The organism is Nonomuraea sp. NPDC004186 (assembly GCF_053603495.1).
In genome coordinates this window covers 1-17931 of sequence record NZ_JBSGFQ010000022.1, presented here as the reverse complement: position 1 = coordinate 17931, position 17931 = coordinate 1, and the positions used below count along the sequence as shown (strand labels likewise).

Sequence of the window (17931 nt, the reverse complement as noted above, 5' to 3'; positions counted from 1 at the left end):
CTCGAAGTCAAGGCGGCACCTCGCATTCTTGGCACGGAGTTTTCCCGACCGTCGCCGAAACGGGACCCACGCGCAGGGTTCGAAGCCCTTTTGGCGGGATTTATTTTGGCCCGTCGCGCACCCGATGGGCCGAACCTGCACTGTCGTTTAGGAAACGATCACCCGAAACTTGAGAAGCGCCCCTACGCCTGCCGGCGTACCCGGAGAGCCCTCCGGAGGCTGACGTGCCGGGCGAACAAAGCGTCGATGATGGCCGGCGAGTTCACTCAATGCGGAGGTGAGATCGATGCGGCCGAGTATCCGCAAGACGGTCATGGTTATCCATGTCATCGCGTCCGTCGCGCTGGTCGGAGAGGTGTGGGGCCTGGTCGTGCTGAATACGGCGGCGGCCCTGACAAAGGACGCCGGACTGGCGCACGCGGCCTATCGGCTGATGCCCGCCCTGGTCTTCGCGGGCGGCATACCGCTCAGCCTCATCGCATTGATCAGCGGCCTCACACTGGGGCTGACCAGCCATTGGGGGCTGTTTCGCTATTACTGGGTGGCGGCCAAGCTCGTACTCCTGGTGGCCGTGATCTGCGTGGGCATGTTCCTGTTCGACCCCGAGGGAATGGCGGCCGCCACCGAAGGCGCCGCCGCCGTCCCAGCCACTCGCCAGTGGGGGCAGGTGGGCGTACTGGGGACGCAGATCGCCATGCTGATGACCGCGACCACGCTCTCGGTCTTCAAACCCCGCCGCAAACTCCGGTGACGGCCGGGTGGGTGGCGGGATTCAAAAACGACCATGAATTCCACCCGCCGCGCCTCGTCACCGCCGCTGCGGCGCTCCGAGGTGCTGGGTGCTGCCCGCGTCCGACCACCGCGCCCCAGGACGCACACCCGACGGACGCCCGCGCACCGCGTCGGTGGCGCGACCGGCGGGCCGCCGCACCCCGGCGCCGGGCTCCACCGCGCCGCCTCCCACCGACGTGGCGTTCCAGGACGCCGGGGTGCGGCGGCGGGGTCAGGAGGGGGTGGTGAGGCGGTCGAGGGTGGTGGAGAGGAGGTGGAGGGCGGCGAGGCAGTCGCGGGCCGCGTCCACCCCCATCTCCGCCACCAGCCGATCAGCGAGGGCCTGATGGCCGGGGTTGATCTTGGCGACGGCCGCGCGCCCGGCGGCCGTGGGCTGGAGGAGCTTGGCGCGCCGGTGCGCCGGGTTGGGCAGGTATTCGGCCAGCCCCCGCTCCACCAGCAGGTCCGCGATCCGCTGCACCCCCTGCCTGGTCATCCCCATGACGCGGGCCACCCCCGCCACCGGGAGCGGCTCCCGCAGGACCGCCCCGAGCACCTGCCACCAGGCCGCCGTCATCCCCGCCGGGCGGGCCAGCCCCTCCGCCACCTGAAGGAACTGCCCGTTGAGCCGGAACGACCCCAGCGCCAGGCCCGAGAGCAGTTCCCCCGTGTCGGTCATGCCGCCATCAACACCCCGAACGCCGCCGGGTCGCTGCTCGCGAACAGCCGGAACCACGCGTCCAGCACCTCAGGACGGTAGATGTCGAGGCGGCGGAAGATCTCCCGCGCGAACGCCACCGGCTCCGTGGGACCAGCCGTGATGAGGTCGCCCCCGAGCACCGCGTCCCGGTCGAGGTAGTGACCGGCGCCGGCGTAGCCCTCCTGCGCCTCCAGATACTGCACCACCGCGCTCGTGTGATCACGCGAGTCCAGGAGCCCTTCGCGGGCGAGCCCGGCGGTGGCGCCGCAGATGGCCGCCACCGGCACCCCCGCGTCCAGGAACTCCCCAGCCTTGGCGGCGAACGGCGCCAGCGACGGGCCGGCGTCCCACAGGTCGGCCCCGGGCAGGATGAGCAGCGCGCTGGAGGCGGGCGAGAGCTGGTCGAGCGCCAGGTCCGGGGTGACGCGCAGCCCGCCCATGCTGACGACGGGATCCGTGGTCAACCCCACGGTGACGATCTCGAAGCCGCCCGGCTCGCGCTGGTAGCGCCCGTTGCGGAGGTGCGTGGTCGCGTGACCGGTCTCCCAGTCGGCGAACGTGTCATAAACGGCGTGGTGCACGATTCCCTTCATGACAACATCCTGTCATTTCGACAACATGCTGTCAATGCGCAATCGTGGGAGGATACCTCTCATGGCAGAGATCGTCGGCGGGGGACGTCCGGTCAACGACGCCGAACGGCGGGTGATCGCTTATCTGCGCGACCAGGCGCCCGCCGACTGGCTGCTGCTGCACAACATCGAGGTTCCGCGCGGCCACGACGTCTTCGAGGTCGACCTGATCGTGCTGACCGGCCACTCGATCGTGGTCGTCGACGTCAAGGGCACCAGGGGCCGCATCGAGGTGTCGGGCACGCGCTGGTTCCCGCCGCGCAGGGAGGCGTTCGGCTCTCCCGTGGCCAAGCTGCGGGGCACCGCCAAGGCGCTGAAGGGCCTGCTGGTGTCCAAGGCCACCCAGCTGGAGCGGGTCTACGTCGACAGCCTGGTCGTGCTCTCCTCGCCCGACGCCGAGCTGATCGACCCGGCCGGGCGCGACGCGATCAACGTCACCGACCTGCCCCGCCTGCTCGCCACGCTGAGCGACGTCTCCAGGGTCAGGCGCGGCTGCAGCCCGGACACCAAGCCGTACCTCACCGCGATCCTCGACGCGCTCAACCAGAGCGTACGCCGCAGCACCGCGCCGCCGAGGTTCGGCAACTGGGAGGTCGAGGAGCAGCTCGGCGGCGACACCAAGATCACCGAATACCGCGCGTTCAACGCCACGCTGCCGGGCAGCGAGACCGTGCTGCTGCGGGTCTACCAGGCCGACCCGCTGGCCGACCACCACGCGCGGGCGGCCGAACGGCAGCGCATCGCCAACGCGTACCAGACCCTGGCCAGGATCCCCCCGCACCCGTGCGTGGTGCGCTCGCGCGACTTCTTCGCCATCGACGACGAGAGCCGGTTCGTGCTGGTGCTGGACGACGTGCACGGCGAGACGCTGCAGCTGTCGCTGGGCAAGGGCGCCCGGCTGGGCGTGATCCAGGACCTGCTGCGCGGGCTGGCGCACGCCCACGCCCACGGCGTCGTCCACCGCGCGCTGACCCCCGCCTCCGTCCTGGTCACCGACGACGGGCACGCGGTGCTGACCGGGTTCGACTACGCCAAGCCGGGCCCGCGCAACTACACCGTCGCCCACGAGCTGGGCAACGTGCTCGACGCGCACTACGTGGCGCCCGAGTGCCAGGAGCGGCCCGACCTCATGACGACCGCCTCCGACGTCTACGCGGCCGGCGCCATCGCCTACCAGCTCCTCACCGGCCAGTTCCCGACCAGCGCCGACGCCCACGGTCCCGACGTGCCGGAGGTCGTGCGCCGGATGCTCGACCACTCCCCGGCCAAGCGCCCGACCGCCGCGGAGGCCCTTGACGCCCTTGAGGGCGCCCCGCTCCAGGAGTCCCGCCTCAAGCGACTGGTACGTCGTCTAGTGTCCCGATCATGACTGTTCGCCTGCGTCCTGTCGAAGAGGACGACCTGTCCTTCCTGCACCGGCTCACGAGCGACCCCGGCAGCTCGGGCGAGTTCCAGTGGTACGGCTTCCAGAACCCCCATCGCATGCGCACGCGCTGGCAGGAGAACGGCATGCTGGGCGACGACGGCGGCACCCTGATCATCGCGAACGCCGACGAGCAGGTCGGTTTCCTGGTGTGGAGCAAGCACGTCGCCAACCGCGCCAGCTACTACTGGGAGATGGGACTGATCGTGGCGCCGGAGCACCGCGGCCAGGGCCACGGCACCGAGGCGCAGCGGCTGCTCGCGCGCTACCTGTTCGACCACTCGACGGCCAACCGGATCGAGGCGTCCACGGAGATCACCAACGTGGCCGAGCAGCGGGCGCTGGAGAAGGCGGGGTTCACCCGCGAGGGCGTCATCCGCGGCGCCGGCTTCCGGGCCGGGGAGTGGCACGACGGTGTGCGGTACAGCATGATCCGCTCCGACCTCGGCGGAAGGCCCTAGACGGGCAGGCTGCGGCGCAGCGCGCTGGCGTGGCTGAGATAGGTGCGCGCCAGCCCCGTACGACCGGCCGAGCGGTACAGCTCGCCCAGGAGCTGCGTGGAGGAGGCCGCGCCGCTGAGGTCGCCGAGCTCCTGGAAGATCTCCAGCGACCTTTCGAGCCCGGTGGAGGCCCGCGCGAGGTCACCGCGCGCCGCCTGCAGCCCGGCCAGGCTCTGCAGCGCGTACGCCCCGCAGTGCCGGTCCCCCAGCGACTCGAAGATCTCCAGAGCGTGCTGGTGGAACGACATCGCCTGGTGCAGGTGTCCCATCTGGAGGCACACGCACCCCTCCCGATGGGCGTCCCCCAGCTCCTGGGCCAGCCGCATGGCCTGGCCGAGCGACTCCGACGCCTGCTCCAGGTCCCCCGACTTCAGGCAGGCCCGGCCGATGGCCTGGCGGGCGAACGCCTCGCCGTGCCGGTCGCCGGTGGCCACGAAGATGGCCAGCGCGTTCCTGAAGTGGATGAGCGAGTGCGCGGGCCGGCCTCTGAACTGGCTCACGGCCCCGAGCCCGCAGATGGAGGTGGCCTCGGCCCGCCGGTCGCCCAGGTCGCTGAATATCTGGCGGGAGCGGGTGAAGCCGTCGGCCGCCTCCTCGTAGCGGTCCTGGTAGAGGCTGACCTGCGCCAGGCCCCTGAGCATCGCGGCCTCGCCGTACCTGTCGCCGGCCGTCCGGGCGGCGGCCAGGGCGGCCGTGTGGGTGCGCCGCCAGGTGGCGAGATGGCAGTGCAGGTCGAGGTACGGGACCATGGCCGCGGCCAGCCCCCACGCCGACTCCGCGAGGCCCGACCCGGCCGCCAGGTCCACCGCCCCGGCCAGCGCCTCGTGCTCGGCCTCGAACCACGCGACCGGGTCGGCCGTCAACCGGTCGAGGGTGCGGTCGGGCAGCCGCCAGCGGGGCGCCCGGGCGGCCGTGAGGCTGAACACGGTGGTCGGCAGCCGCGCCATGGCGTGCTCCGCGGTCGCCGTCCACGCCGCCAGCACCCTGCCCACCGCGTCCAGCCGGGGTTCTCCGAGAGGGAGGGCAGGAACGCGTTCGAGCGCGTGACGGCCGATGAGGTCGGGGACGCGGTAACGCGGCTGGCCCACCGCGTCGGTGCCGACCAGGTCCAGCAGGCTGACGTCCACCAGCAGGTCGGTCACGTCGTCGGCCCAATGCCGCCCGAGCGCCGCGTCGACCACCCACCCGGGCTGCGCGGACGCGCCGAGCAGGCCGAACGTCGCGAGCGTACGAGCGGCCTCGGCGGGCAGGCGCGCGTACCCGGCGTCGAAGCTGGTCCGCACGTCCCGTAACTCGCCGAGCCAGTCATCCGCCAGCCGCTGCCTGAGCACCGACAGCGACCAGCCGGGCCGGGCGGCCAGGCGGGTGCCCGCGTTCCTGACGGCCAGCGGCAGCCCGGCGCAGGCGGCCACGATGGCCAGCGCGGCCTCGCGCTCCCGGGCCACCCGGTCCCCGCCCACGATGGAGCCGAGCAGGGACAGCGCCTCGTCGGGCGCCAGCGGTCCGAGCTGGACCAGCACCGCGCCGGGCAGCTCGGTGACGCGGCGGCGGCTGGTGACGATCACCACGCTGCCGTCGCCGGGCAGCAGCGGGCGCACCTGGTCCGCGTCGCGGGCGTCGTCGAGCAGCACCAGCATCGGCCGTTCGGCCAGCAGCGACCTGAACAGCGCGGACCGCTCGCCCACGGTCGGCGGCACGCCGGGAACGCCGAGCCCTCGGAGCGCCTCGGCCAGCAGGTCGCCCGGCTCCCGCAGGCCGAGCTCCAGGTGGAGCTGCCCGGCGGGGTAGGCGCCGCACAGCGCGTGCGCCGCGTGCACGGCCAGCGCCGACTTGCCCGAGCCCGGCGGCCCCGAGATCACCGCGACGGTGAACGGCCGGCCCAGCGCGGCCACCTCGCCGGCCCGGCCGGTGAAGTCGGGAAGGCGGGGCGGGAGCTGGCGGGGCACGGCGGGCAGCGCCTCGTCCGCGAGGATCAGCTCGTACGCCCCGCGCAGGTCGGCCCCCGGCTCGACGCCGAGCTCGTCCACGAGCTGGGCCCTGACCGTGGCGTAGGCACGCAGGGCCTCGGCCTTCCTGCCGCCGCTGTGCAGGGTCAGCACCAGCCGCCCCCACAGGTCCTCGCGGTACGGGTGCTCGGCCAGCAGCCCGCGCAGCTCGGACACGGCCCCGTCGTGGTCCCCACGCTGGATCCGCCGGTCGATCAGCGCCTCGGCGGCCCACAGGCGTACCCGGTGGAGGGGTTCGAGGCGGCGGTCCCAGACGGGGCTGCCGGGCAGGTCGGACAGCGGCGCCCCGCGCCACAGCGCGAGCGCCTCGGCGAACTCGCCCCGGTCGACCAGGGCCTCGAACTCCAGCAGGTCGAGCGCGCCCGCCCCCACGTCGATCGCGTACCCGACCCCGTCGGCCCGGAGGAGCGCGGGCCCGAGGTCGGAGCGGAGGGAGCTGACGTACGTACGGAGGTTGGCCTGGGCGGAGCGCGGTGGGCGGTGCGGCCAGAGCACGTCGGCGAGCCGATCGGCGCCGACCACGCGGCCCGCGTCGAGCAGCAGCGTGGCCAGCAACATGCGGGGCTTCCTGCCGGAGATCCGGACGGGACGGCCATCGCGACGGACCTCCAGCGGCCCGAGCACATGGAAGGTGACCGGCACATCGGCTCCTCTACGGAGGTCTGACAGCTTCCTGTATCGGTTCTGGACGATTCCTGTGCGCTTTGTCCAGACCCTGGTCTCAGAGATCCCAGGGAAAGGATCACCCCATGAAGCTCGGCGCAGCAATGGTCGCGGGCCTCGCCTTGTTACTCAGCCTCGGTACGACGTCAGTCGCCGCGGCCGACCCCGTGCCGGGGGCGGACGCGCAGATCCTGGCCACGAACTTCCAGCTCCCGTTCCCCTGCAACCAGACGTGGACGGGCAACTCCAGCAACAGCAGCGCGCACCAGTCGTGGGAGATCGACTTCAACCGGGGCAGCACCGCGGACGCCGACCTCGGCGACACCGTGGTGGCGGCCGCGGCGGGAACCGTGGTGATCTCCGCGCACCAGGGCTCGACCAACGGGTACGGCAACCTCGTCAAGATCGACCACGGTGGCGGCTGGACCTCGTACTACGCCCACCTGAACTCCCGTACGGTCAGCGAGGGCCAGGCGGTGTCGCAGGGCCAGCAGATCGGCACGGTCGGCAACACCAGCAAGCCGGGCAACAACATCAGCCCCCACCTGCACTACGAGGTGCGGCTGGGCACCAACTACCCGGACAACATCCAGAAGGCCGTCTTCAACGGCGTCACCTTCGGCTACCCGCAGCAGTCGGTGACCTCCAAGAACTGCGGCAACCCGCACACCCCGACGGAGGTCTGCGGCTCCGGCTACGACGTGATCGACTCGGCCACGCTCGGCAGTGACGGCGCCGTCTACCTGCTCTACAACTCCTCCAACGGCAACAACTGCGTGACGACGCTGAAGTACAAGAACGTCGGCACGGCCACCGCCACCACGGCCTACCTGGAAGTGGAGGGCAGTACGAGGAAGACGGACTCAGGCAACTTCGCCTACTACGCGGGACCGGTCATCGCCTCGGCGTCCGGCAAGTGCGTCAAGTGGGGCGGCAAGGCCGGCGCCTCGACCTACGACAGCCCGCTCGAACACTGCGACTGACGATGCGGAGGGGTCGGGTGGAATGCGCCCGGCCCCTCTCATACGTGAACCGTGCCCAGCACGTCTATGACGTAGAGCGACGGCCGGTCACCGAGGCCGGAGACCGCGACCCGGCTCCCGACCTGCCGGCCCACGAGCGCGCCCAGCCAGCCGTCGGGGACGTCCCCCTCCTTCAGCGTGTACGCGCTCGGCCCGCCCCTCCGGTAGGACGAGTCCACGACCGTCCGCTCGGGCCATGACGCGGCCACGTACTGGACCACCACCTTCGAACCGGCGAGGACCTCCTCGCCGGAGCCGGCGATGAGCGTGCGGGGCGGCGAGCCCGGCCCGAGGTCCGCCGGGACCACCGGCAGGGTGCGGCCGACCAGCCGGGCGTCGGGCGGGTAGCCGCCCAGGACGTCGAAGATCAGCACCATCGTGTCGGCGGGCGCGAGATCGGTCAGCGTGAGCGGCGCGTCCGGGCCGAGGGCCTCGCCCGCCTGGCTGACCAGCATGATCCGGCTGCCCGCGGACCGGCCGATGAGCGCCTGCCGCCAGGTCTCCGACACCCGCCTGCCGTCGAAGACGACCGAGGTGGGCTGGTGGCCGTCGTACGTGCTCAGATAGGGCTGGTTGCCCGACCACCGCCGGATGTCCACGTCGGCGAGCACCACGTCGCCCGGCAGCGTGCGCCGTCCGCTGCCCGACGACAGCACGGTGATCCGCGGCGTGCGGCCCGGGCTGCCCTTGGGTATGGCCACGACCGGCTTGGTGCCGAACGCGCCCGTGACGACGGGCTGCGTGCCCTCCTCGGCCAAGCCGCACGAGGTGGCGAGCATGAGCACGGCCGGCAAGAACAGGCGCACGATATCCTCCATGGCCTCACGGCCGGTGGTCCGAACGTGTTACTTGCCGCGATGGGCAAAAGCAAAGCTGCCGGTCTCGCCATCTCACGACAAAGGCGCGGGAGACTTGAGGCCATGAGCAAGCCCAATCTGGCGCGCAGGGTCGCGGAGGCGGCCGAGATCGCGCTGACCACGCGGAAGTACGTGACGTTCATCGACGTGGTGACGGGCCTGCGCTGGCTGCACTCCAGGCACGTGGACATCTGGCGGCAGGGCCGGGCCGGCACGCTGGCCGAGCTGGCGCCCGTCGACGAGGACCGCCTGCTCGCGACGGCCGGCCTGCTGCGGGAATGGGCGCTGGCCAAGGGGCTCAGGCCGGTGGACACGCCGTACGTGGCCGGCACCCGCGACCGCCGGGAGCTGCGCTTCACCTCCGGGGACGGGCAGGAGCCGTTCCGCGTGCACTGGCTCTCGCCCGACCTCAGCGAGGCCAGGGTCCGCAAGCTGAGCGAGCCCAAGGTGCCCGACCTGGTGGCGGTGGCCCCGCTCGACACCTGGACGTGCGCCTCCTGCGGCGACACCGGCCCCTACCTGATCATGGAGGAGGACCGGCCGCACTGCCTGACCTGCGCGGACATGGACCACCTGGTGTTCCTGCCGTCCGGTAACGCCGCGCTCAGCCGCCGCGCCAAGCAGGAGAGCGGACTGTCGGCGGTGGTCGTGCGGTACAACCGGCGGCGCAAGGTCTACCAGCGCTTCGGCCTGCTGGTGGAGGAGGCCGCGCTGGCCGCCGCCGAGGAGCGGTGCCTGGCCGACGAGGAGGTACGCGAGCGCCGCCGCGTACGCGACCGCGACCGCAGGGCCGAGCAGGACGTCGACTTCCAGGCCAGGATGGCGGCCGAGATCGCCAGGCTGTTCCCCGGCTGCCCCCGGGACCGGGCCCAGGAGATCGCCGAGCACGCCGCCCAGCGCGGCAGCGGCCGGGTGGGCAGGACGGCGGCGGCCAAGGCGCTCGACGAGAACGCCATCACGCTGGCGGTCATCGCCTCCATCAGGCACCTCGACACCGACTACGACAGCCTGCTCATGTCGGGCGTTCCCAGGATGGAGGCCAGGGACAGAATCAGGGAACGCATCGAGCGCAAACTGGAGGAGTTCCGCGGATGAGCGACTGGCACGACGTACGGGAAGAGCTGCGCGCCTTCGCGCTCCGGCTGCCCGAGGCGCACGAGGACCACCCGTGGGGCGAGACCGTCATCAAGGCGAACAAGAAGGTCTTCCTCTTCCTCGGCATCGACGAGCAGACCGAGAAGTGGGACCCGATGTTCAGCGTGAAGCTGGTCTCGGAGGCGCACGGCCACGCGCTGACCGTCGAGGGGGCGGCGCCCACCGGCCACGGGCTCGGCCGGGCGGGGTGGGTGACGGTGCCGTTCCTGTCGGAGCTGCCCGAGACGGAGGTGCTGCTCGACTGGGTGGAGGAGAGCTACCGGGCCATCGCGCCCAAGCGGGCGGTCAAGCAACTGGACGAGCACCCGGTCAGGTGACGGCCAGGCGCGTGGCGTACCGCTCGTCCCGCCACAGCTCCTTGTCCAGCACTTCGAGCAGCGTGGCCGCCGCGTCGTACACGTCGGCGTAGCCGATGTAGAGCGGCGCGAAGCCGAACCTGAGGACGTCCGGCGCGCGGAAGTCCCCGTGCACGCCCCGGTCGATCAGCGCCCGCATCACCGGGTAGCCGTGGGGGTGGCGGAAGCTCACCTGGCTGCCCCGGGCGGCGGCGTCGGCGGGCGAGACCAGCTCCAGCGCGTCGCCGACCAGGTCCACGAAGAGCGAGGTCAACGCCATGCTCTTGGCCCGCACCTGGTCCATCGGCACCCGCTCCCACACGTCGAGCGCCGCCTCCAGCGCCGCGAACGACAGCACGTGCGGGGTGCCCACCGCGAACCGCCGAATGCCCTCCGCCGGGCGGTAGCCGGTCTCGAACGCGAACGGCTCGGCGTGCCCGTGCCAGCCGGACAGCACGTTCTCGGCGGCGGCGTGGTGGCGCGGGTTGACGTAGAGGAAGGCGGGCGCGCCCGGCCCCGCGTTGAGGTACTTGTACGTGCACCCCACCGCGAAGTCGGCCCCCGAGACGTCCACGTCCATGGCCCCCACGCTGTGGCACACGTCCCAGACCATCAGCGCGCCGGCCTCGTGCACCCGGGCGGTGACCGACGGCACGTCGTGGCGGGCGCCGGTGCGGTAGTCGACCTCCGACAGCAGCACCACGGCCGCGTCGTCGAACCGCCCCTGCGCGAAGTCGCGCACCTCGTAGCCGCCGAGCAGCCCGGCCAGGCCCTGGACCATGTAGTGGTCGGTGGGGAAGTTCCGGACGTCGGAGACGATCACCCGGCGGTCGGGACGCAGCCGCAGCGCCGCGGCCACCGCCTGGAAGACCGCGATCGAGGTGGTGTTGCCCACCACGACCTGCCCGGGACCCGCGCCGATCAGCGGGGCCAGCCGGTCGCCCGCGGTCAGCGGCTGCGCGTACCAGCCGGCGTGGTTCCAGCCGCCGACGAGCTGCCCGCCCCACTCGTCCTCCACCGTCTGGCGCACCCGTTCGGCGGTACGGCGGGGCAGCGCGCCGAGCGAGTTGCCGACGAGGTAGACGACCCCCTCCGGCAGCACGAACTCGCCCTTGAAAGCCCGCAGCGGGTCGTTCGCGTCGAGGGCGAGGCACTGGTCGCGGTCCACGATTCACTCCTGTCGCGGGGGGATGGTGGCGATTATCCGGTTCACGCCATTCTGGTACTCGCGGACGTACCAGTTCTGCACCGGGTTGTGGGTCGCGTCCAGCCGGAACGTCCCGCGCGGGCCGCCCAGCTCACCCACCGCCGCCATTCCCCCGTTCGCGGACAGGCCCCGGTCGATGAGCCGCATGGCGTCCCAGCCCTGGAGCGCGACCGCGGACGGGTTCCTGCCGGTCTTGGCCCGCCACCGGGCCACGAACGCGGCGTTGTCCGGGTTGTACAGCGCGGGCGAGTACATGCCGACGGTGGTGATGCCCTCGGCCTCCCGGCCGACGGCCCGCAGCACGTCCTCGTCCGTGAGGTTCTGGCAGCCCAGTAACGCGATCTCGGAGGCGTGCTGGCGGTACCCCTTCAGGAACTCGACCGCCTCTCCCCCGGCGTAGAACGCGTACAGGAGCTTCGTCCCGGGCGGGATCCGCGCGAAGTACGGCTCCAGGTCGGTGACCCTGCCGTAGGGCGTCAGGATGCGTTTGAGGGGCTGCGCGCCGTATCCCTCGGCGAAGCCCCTGAGCGTTTCGACGCCCGCCGAGTAGTCGGAGGCCATGAGCACCACGCCCTCCTTGCCGTACCGCTCGGCGGCGTACCGGCCGGCCGCGTAGCCGTGGTCGCGGTTGGTGTACGACACGCGGAAGACGTTCGGTCCGCCCAGCGCGTCGGCGCCCGCGTTGGCGATCACCACGGGCGTGCGGCCCGCCACCTCGACCACCGACTCGGCGACGGGCGAGGAGAGCAGCCCGGTGATCACGTTCACGCCCTCGTCCTCGATGAGCCGCCTGGCCTGCTTCTGGCCCTCCTCCGGGTTGCCCGCGTCGTCGGCCACCACCAGCCCGGCCGGGCGCTCGCCCAGGCGTCCGCCGTGGTCGTCCAGGTAGAGGCGCATGGCGGCCTCCATGTCGTCGCCGAGCGCGGCGTACACGCCGGTCTGCGAGATGATCGCGCCGACCTTGACCGGGGGATCGCCCTCGGCCAGGAGCGGCGCCGTCCCGCCGCAACCGGCGGCCATCAGCACCACCAACCCCAGGACGGATACGCGCACGGCTCACCCCCGGCAGGTCATGGCCGCTCCTGCGGGCGGTAGGCGACGGCCTGCATCTCGATGAGCAGGTGGGGGTGCGGGAGCTGGTGCACCGCGACCGTGGCCCTCGTGGGCCCCTCCTCGTCGAAGAACTCGGCGTAGACCTCGTTGTAGCCCGTGAAATCGTTCATGTTGACCAGATACGTGGTGATCTGCACGAGGTCGCCGAGCGAGCCTCCGGCGGCCTTGAGGATGTCGCCGATGTTCTCGATGACCGCTCTGGTCTGTGCGCGGATGTCCAGGTTCGTCGCACCGTACGTGTCCACTTCCACACCCACGAAGGTGCCGTCGGTGCGCCGGCAGTTCGTGCCCGAGACGTACAGGAGGTCGCCTGCCTGCTTGACGTGCGGGAACCTGCCTCGGGGAGTGGCCTTGCCGGGCACCAGGAGCCCTTTGGTGCGTTCGATCACTTGGCGAACACCGCCCGGACGGAGCCCAGCCCCTCGATGCGCGCCTCGAACTCGTCCTGCGGGCCGGCGGGCACGACCGGGCCGAGCGCGCCGGTCAGCACCACGTCTCCGGCGCGCAGCGCGTAGTCGGTGCGGCCGAGCCGGGAGGCGAGCCAGACGGCGGCGTTGAGCGGGTTGCCCATGACCAGCTCGCCGGAGCCGGTCGAGACCTCCTCGCCGCCCCGGGTCATCGTCATCCGGGCCGCCCGCAGGTCGAGCCCGGCCAGCGGGACGGGCGTGTTGCCCAGCACGAACGCGCCGGCCGAGGCGTTGTCCGCGACCGTGTCGGCCAGCGTGATGTCCCAGTCGGCGATCCGCGAGTCGGCGATCTCGATGGCGGGCAGCGCGAACTCCACGGCCCTGAGCACGTCGGCGGCCGTGAAGGGCCCGCCGGCCAGGTCCTTGCCGAGCACCAGCGCGACCTCGGCCTCGGCCCGCGGCTGCAGGAAGGCGTCCACGGGCACGGGGAGCCCGTCGCAGTAGGACATGTCCGCGAAGAGCATGCCGAAGTCCGGCTGGTCGATGCCGAACTGCCGCTGCAGCACGACGTTGGTCACGCCGATCTTCCTGCCCACCAGCCGCCGCCCCGCTCCGAGCGCCCGCCGCGTGTTGATCTCCTGGATGGCGTACGCCTCGGCCACCGTGCCGACCAGGTCCCTGATCGGCGGGCACGGTTTGCCGGAACTCGCGGCCTCCGCCAGCCGGTCGGCGACCTGGGACCGCGCGTCCACGGCCTCGGACCATTCGTCATGCATCGGGCTGCTCCAGTTTGATGGTGATCGTGGTGGGTTGAGAGTAGAAGTCGAGTGACTGGACGCCGCCCTCCCTGCCGATGCCCGACAGCTTCATACCGCCGAACGGGGTACGCAGGTCACGCAGATACCAAGTGTTCACCCAGACGAGCCCGGCCTCCAATCGCTGCGCCACCCTGTGGGCGCGGTCGAGGTTACCCGTCCAGAGCGTGGCGGCCAGGCCGTACTCGCTGCCGTTGGCCAGATCGACCGCCTCGGCCTCGCTGTCGAAGGGGGCGACATGGCAGACGGGGCCGAAGATCTCTTCTCTGTTGAACCTCGACCACTCCGACAAGCCTGCCACCACCGTCGGTTCCACGAAATATCCGGAATCGCGGTTGTCGCCGAACGTGGGGACGCCACCCCCAGTGAGCACCTTGGCTCCCTCCGAGCGGGCCAAGGCGTAGTAGGAGAGCACCTTCTCGCGGTGCTCCTTCGAGATCATGGGCTGCGGCTCGAACTCCTGCGCGCGGGCCGCCAGCCGGGCGCAGAACTCCTCGAAGATCGGCCGCTGCACGTAGACCCGCTCGGTGCACAGGCACACCTGCCCGCCGTTGGTGAAGACCGACTTCGCGGTCCCCTCGACGGCCCGGTCGAGCCGGCAGTCATCGAAGATCAGCCCCGCGTTCTTGCCGCCCAGCTCGAACGAGATCGGCTTGACCCGGTCGGCCGCCGTATTCATGATCGCGGTGCCGGTCCTGGTGGAACCGGTGAACGACACGGCGTCCACCCCCGGGTGCTCGACCAGGAGGTGTCCGGAGGAGCCGTACCCGAAGATGATGTTGACGACGCCGGCGGGCAGCCCGGCGTCGGCGCAGATCTCGGCGAAGACCGCCGCCGAGCCCGGCGTGTGCTCCGACGGCTTGACCACCACGGTGTTGCCGGCGACGAGGGCGGGCGCGAGCTTCCAGGTCATCAGCAGGAACGGCAGGTTCCACGGGACGATCACCGCGACCACGCCGAGCGGCCGTCGCACGGTGTAGCTGAGCACCCCGGACAGGTGGAAGGCGTCGTCCGGGCGCTGGGCGGCGATCTCGGCGAACGCGCGGAAGTTGGCGATGCCGCGCGGGACGTCGAGCGTGCGGGTCTGGTCGATCGGCTTGCCCGTGTCGGCGATCTCCGCGTCCACCAGGTCGTCGAAGCGGGACTCGATGCCCTCGGCCAGGCGCCGCATCCACCCGGCGCGCTCGCCGACGGGCAGCGCCGCCCAGTCGCGGGCCGCCTCCCTGGCCGCGCGCACCGCCCGGTCCACGACTTCGGGGTCGGCCTCGTGCACCTGCCTGATCACCGCGCCCGTCACGGGGTCATGGACGGGGAACGTCTTACCCGCGCCCACCGGCTCGCCACCGATGAAATGCGTCAGCACCACACTCTCCTCTACTTCCCTGTATAGATCGCTGGTCGATCGGCGGACAACGGGTGCGTCGGGACCTTTCTGATCGCATCGTCTCCCCGGAACGCGGCCCGCGCCATGCGCGATGCTGTTGCACATGCGAACCAGAACCGATCAAGTGGCCGCCCACGACGGCGGCTTCGACGTCCATCTGTGGTTCCCCGACGCCGGGACGGGCCCCGGCATCCTGCTCGTCCAGGAGATCTACGGCGTGGGGCCGTACATCGAGAAGGTCGCCCTGGACCTGGCCTCGCGCGGCTACGTGGTGGCCGCGCCGGACCTGTTCTGGCGCCTGCACCCCGGCTGGCTGGGCGAGCACACCCCCGAGGGCACGGCGGCCGCGATCGAGCTGGCCGGCCGGTTCGACTTCGCGCAGGGGGTGGCCGACTGCGCGCTCACGGTGGCCCACCTGGGCGAGCTGCCCGAGGTGGCGGGCGGGGTCGGCGCGGTCGGGTTCTGCCTGGGCGGCTCGATCGACTACATGCTGGCCACGCAGGTGGAGCTGGCCGCGGTCCTGTCCTTCTACGGCTCCGCCGTGCCCGACGCGACCGGGCTCATGGACCGCGTCACCGCGCCGCTCCTGCTGGTCTTCGGCGGCAGCGACCCGTTCATCCGGCGCGACCGGGTGGCCGTCGTCGAGCAGGCCGCGCAGGGCCGGCCGAACGTGGTCATGCACGTCGAGGAGGAGGCCGGGCACGCCTTCCACAACAGCGAGGCACCGATGTTCCACCACCCGGAGGCGGCCGCGCGCACCTGGGAGGTGGCGCTCACCTTCCTGTCCGAGCACCTGCCGGTGACCCTGTCCAGATAGACATCTTCCGGTACCCCTAGATCATCGCCATTATGGGCGGATGGCGCGGACGTGGGAATTGTGGGGAAACGTCATTATTGCTGGTACTTTTGCACTTCCCCTGGCCTTGCTAGCAATCTTGCTCCTCTCCCGTCACCGCGCCCGCGCCGGCCACCCGGCACCGCTGCGCACGTCGATCGCCGACGTCGGCATAGCGGTCGGCACGGCCCCGTGGATCTGGATGACCCTCACCCCGCGCAACGGTCAGACCGGAGTCAGTCTCGTCCCGTTCAAAGATCTTGCCGACCTGGTCAGCGCGCCGTGGGACGCGGTGTTGGTGCAGGTCGGAGGCAACCTGCTGGTGTTCGCCGCGCTCGGCGCGCTGCTTCCGGTACGCAGCCGGGCGATGTCCTCTCTCGCGCGCGTTGCGGCGGTCGCGGCCGCGTTTTCGGTCATCGTCGAGGTCCTCCAGTACGCCTTGCGACTAGGCCGTTTCTCCTCCGTCGACGACGTGCTCATGAACACGGCAGGCGCCGTGATCTTCGCTTTGGTTACTCGGCGCTGGTGGGCCGATCGGATACCGGCCGGGACCGTTCCACGGTAACGGTCTGCTAAAACTCGCCGGAATTCACCACTCGGGCACGATCCGCTCAAAAGAAGGCCACGACCAACCTTTCCATCTGTGCGATCGTGGACAAGACGGGGCAAGTTCTCTGGAGACGCCACAACCTGGTTGGTGACAGAGGGTGATCAAAGTTGTCTGAATCCCCGGTACCCCACGAGCCCCCTATCTATCGCCGCATCGCCGACGGCCTCCGCGCCCGGATTCTGTCCGGCGAACTGCGCGACGGGGACCGACTGCCGGGCGAGAACGCGCTGATGGCCGAATACGCAATCGCACGAGCCACCGCCAGGCAGGCGCTTGCCGTACTGATCAACGAGGGGCTGGCGGTGCCCAAACGAGGTTCGGGGGTATACGTGCGGCTGTTCAAACCGATCCGCAGGCACGGCTCACGCCGCCTGTCGAGAGAGCAGTGGGGTCAGGGGCGGGCCATCTGGGACGCCGACACGCGTGGCCGGCCTTTCACGGTGGACGGGGTGGAAGTCGTGTTGGAGCGAGCCGGCGAGGAGGTGGCGGGCGTCCTCGAGAGCGGCGAGGTATGGGTACGTCGCCGCCGCTACTCGGTCGACACCAGACCCGTGCAGCTGGCCACCTCGTATTTCCCCGCGCACCTGGTCGAAGGCAGCGCGATCACCCTCGCGGACACCGGACCCGGTGGCGTCTACGCCAGGCTGAGCGACCTGGGCGTCTCCCCCGCCCACTTCACCGAGGAGGTGCGGGCCAGGATGCCGTCACCCCGCGAGATCGCGATGCTCGACCTGCCGGGGGGCACGCCGGTGATCGTGATCGCCAGGACCGCCTACACCTCGGGCGGGGTGCCCGTCGAGCTCAACGAGATGGTGCTCGACTCCGCCGCGTACGTACTCCAGTACGACTTCGATGCCTAGTTTGTCAAGGAAGGTGACCCTGTCCGGCACGATCATTGTGTTCTCTAGAGAAGTGCCGCATCGTCGAAGGAGATGGAAACCTCGCCTGGGGCCGGGAAAGGCGAACAGCGATGTCCTTTGATCGGCATCTTGCCGAGATTGCCCGGGAGTACCCCCAATGGACCATCTGGCGGAGCGACGCGGGCCGCTGGTGGGCCACGAGACACCGTCCGCTCGACGCGGCGCAGCGCGATGCCGGATGTGCGATGACCATCGACGCGGACGACCCGGACGGCCTGCGCGGCCGGCTCCGGGACCAGGAGAAGCGGGCCGGCGGGCAGCACCCGCGGGCCGGCCCCGCACCTCCATGACGCCGGCCGTGGCGCGTCCCACGGCCGGCGCACAAGAGCAGCCCGGTGCCGTGTCCAGCGTCTCGGCGGCCCCGGCACCGGGCCACCAGGACAGGAGGGGCCACTGACGCGGAAGCCTCCGACCCAATCGGGGGCGGGGGCTTCCGCTCCGTGGACCGCCTGCACCGCCGGGCCGCGCACCCCTTCCCCAATCGCCTCGAGGATGCGCTCACCCGCCTTGTCGTGCGTGACGAGCTCGATGACGTTGTCACACTCAGGTGTTGCGTATTCAGGATGGCTGCCCACG

Annotated in this window: 18 protein-coding genes and 1 pseudogene; 9 read left to right on the top strand and 10 right to left on the bottom strand. The window is 71.2% G+C overall.

Features of this window, described 5'->3' with window-relative positions; all coding sequences use genetic code 11:
- Nucleotides 1–286: 286 nt before the first annotated feature.
- Nucleotides 287–751: a hypothetical protein gene (locus ACWEPL_RS19760; RefSeq protein WP_452437024.1), complete on the top strand. Its 465-nt coding sequence runs from the start codon at nt 287–289 to the stop codon at nt 749–751.
- A 252-nt stretch (nt 752–1003) separates the two neighbouring features.
- Here the strand turns inward: ACWEPL_RS19760 and ACWEPL_RS19755 are convergent, their stop codons facing one another.
- Both ACWEPL_RS19755 and ACWEPL_RS19750 read right to left on the bottom strand, forming a co-directional pair.
- Nucleotides 1004–1450 carry a MarR family winged helix-turn-helix transcriptional regulator gene (locus ACWEPL_RS19755; protein WP_363977828.1) on the bottom strand — a complete coding sequence of 149 codons (447 nt, stop codon included), beginning with the start codon at nt 1448–1450 and terminating at the stop codon, nt 1004–1006.
- The gene (locus ACWEPL_RS19750) at nt 1447–2064 is read right to left on the bottom strand and encodes a type 1 glutamine amidotransferase family protein (RefSeq protein ID WP_363977825.1); all 618 of its coding nucleotides are present in this window, start codon (nt 2062–2064) and stop codon (nt 1447–1449) included. Before ACWEPL_RS19750 ends, ACWEPL_RS19755 begins: the two co-directional genes overlap by 4 nt.
- A 61-nt stretch (nt 2065–2125) precedes the next feature.
- On the opposite strand from ACWEPL_RS19750, the gene mads6 reads away from it, so the two are divergent.
- Nucleotides 2126–3472 carry a methylation-associated defense system protein kinase MAD6 gene (gene mads6 / locus ACWEPL_RS19745; RefSeq protein ID WP_363977823.1) on the top strand — a complete coding sequence of 449 codons (1347 nt, stop codon included), beginning with the start codon at nt 2126–2128 and terminating at the stop codon, nt 3470–3472.
- Complete coding sequence (locus ACWEPL_RS19740) at nt 3469–3987, top strand: GNAT family N-acetyltransferase (RefSeq protein ID WP_452437023.1); 519 nt, start codon at nt 3469–3471, stop codon at nt 3985–3987. Before mads6 ends, ACWEPL_RS19740 begins: the two co-directional genes overlap by 4 nt.
- On the opposite strand, the gene ACWEPL_RS19735 is transcribed toward ACWEPL_RS19740, so the two are convergent.
- On the bottom strand, nt 3984–6674 hold the full coding sequence (locus ACWEPL_RS19735; RefSeq protein ID WP_452437022.1) for a BTAD domain-containing putative transcriptional regulator: 2691 nt from the start codon (nt 6672–6674) through the stop codon (nt 3984–3986). The two genes, ACWEPL_RS19740 and ACWEPL_RS19735, sit on opposite strands and share 4 nt — an antisense overlap.
- Nucleotides 6675–6781: 107 nt before the next feature.
- Between ACWEPL_RS19735 and ACWEPL_RS19730 the strand changes: the two genes are divergently transcribed.
- Nucleotides 6782–7678: a M23 family metallopeptidase gene (locus ACWEPL_RS19730; protein ID WP_350723678.1), complete on the top strand. Its 897-nt coding sequence runs from the start codon at nt 6782–6784 to the stop codon at nt 7676–7678.
- 38 nt (nt 7679–7716) lie between these two features.
- Here ACWEPL_RS19730 and ACWEPL_RS19725 read toward each other — a convergent pair whose 3' ends face one another.
- A complete protein-coding gene (locus tag ACWEPL_RS19725) occupies nt 7717–8523 on the bottom strand; it encodes an FKBP-type peptidyl-prolyl cis-trans isomerase (RefSeq protein ID WP_363977812.1) in 807 nt (268 codons plus the stop codon).
- Nucleotides 8524–8637: 114 nt separating this feature from the next.
- Between ACWEPL_RS19725 and ACWEPL_RS19720 the strand changes: the two genes are divergently transcribed.
- Entirely contained in the window at nt 8638–9669 is a 1032-nt protein-coding gene (locus tag ACWEPL_RS19720; protein ID WP_452437021.1) for a DUF2293 domain-containing protein, read from the top strand.
- Nucleotides 9666–10046 carry an MmcQ/YjbR family DNA-binding protein gene (locus tag ACWEPL_RS19715; protein WP_350723684.1) on the top strand — a complete coding sequence of 127 codons (381 nt, stop codon included), beginning with the start codon at nt 9666–9668 and terminating at the stop codon, nt 10044–10046. The genes ACWEPL_RS19720 and ACWEPL_RS19715 overlap by 4 nt, the downstream gene beginning before the upstream one ends.
- Here ACWEPL_RS19715 and kynU read toward each other — a convergent pair.
- From kynU to ACWEPL_RS19690, 5 genes are read right to left on the bottom strand one after another with little or no spacing between them, the layout of a single operon-like run.
- Nucleotides 10039–11235 (bottom strand): kynureninase, encoded by a 1197-nt coding sequence (gene kynU / locus ACWEPL_RS19710; protein WP_452437086.1) that lies wholly within the window; start codon nt 11233–11235, stop codon nt 10039–10041. The two genes, ACWEPL_RS19715 and kynU, sit on opposite strands and share 8 nt — an antisense overlap.
- A complete protein-coding gene (locus ACWEPL_RS19705) occupies nt 11236–12324 on the bottom strand; it encodes an ABC transporter substrate-binding protein (RefSeq protein ID WP_452437020.1) in 1089 nt (362 codons plus the stop codon).
- A gap of 17 nt (nt 12325–12341) precedes the next feature.
- Nucleotides 12342–12773: a RidA family protein gene (locus ACWEPL_RS19700; protein ID WP_350723688.1), complete on the bottom strand. Its 432-nt coding sequence runs from the start codon at nt 12771–12773 to the stop codon at nt 12342–12344.
- Nucleotides 12770–13567, bottom strand: a complete 798-nt coding sequence (locus ACWEPL_RS19695; protein WP_363977801.1) for a 2-keto-4-pentenoate hydratase — start codon at nt 13565–13567, stop codon at nt 12770–12772. The genes ACWEPL_RS19700 and ACWEPL_RS19695 overlap by 4 nt, the downstream gene beginning before the upstream one ends.
- The gene (locus ACWEPL_RS19690) at nt 13560–14969 is read right to left on the bottom strand and encodes an aldehyde dehydrogenase family protein (protein ID WP_363977798.1); all 1410 of its coding nucleotides are present in this window, start codon (nt 14967–14969) and stop codon (nt 13560–13562) included. Before ACWEPL_RS19690 ends, ACWEPL_RS19695 begins: the two co-directional genes overlap by 8 nt.
- Before the next feature lie 124 nt (nt 14970–15093).
- Between ACWEPL_RS19690 and ACWEPL_RS19685 the strand changes: the two genes are divergently transcribed.
- From ACWEPL_RS19685 to ACWEPL_RS19675, 3 genes are all read left to right on the top strand, one after another.
- On the top strand, nt 15094–15807 hold the full coding sequence (locus tag ACWEPL_RS19685) for a dienelactone hydrolase family protein (RefSeq protein WP_363977795.1): 714 nt from the start codon (nt 15094–15096) through the stop codon (nt 15805–15807).
- 40 nt (nt 15808–15847) lie between these two features.
- Nucleotides 15848–16390, top strand: coding sequence for a VanZ family protein (locus ACWEPL_RS19680; protein WP_397368508.1), 543 nt, complete (start codon nt 15848–15850; stop codon nt 16388–16390).
- 152 nt (nt 16391–16542) lie between these two features.
- A complete protein-coding gene (locus ACWEPL_RS19675) occupies nt 16543–17295 on the top strand; it encodes a GntR family transcriptional regulator (RefSeq protein ID WP_363977789.1) in 753 nt (250 codons plus the stop codon).
- 500 nt (nt 17296–17795) lie between these two features.
- Here the strand turns inward: ACWEPL_RS19675 and ACWEPL_RS19670 are convergent.
- A pseudogene (locus tag ACWEPL_RS19670) lies at nt 17796–17931 on the bottom strand (proteasome accessory factor PafA2 family protein); the annotation flags it as partial.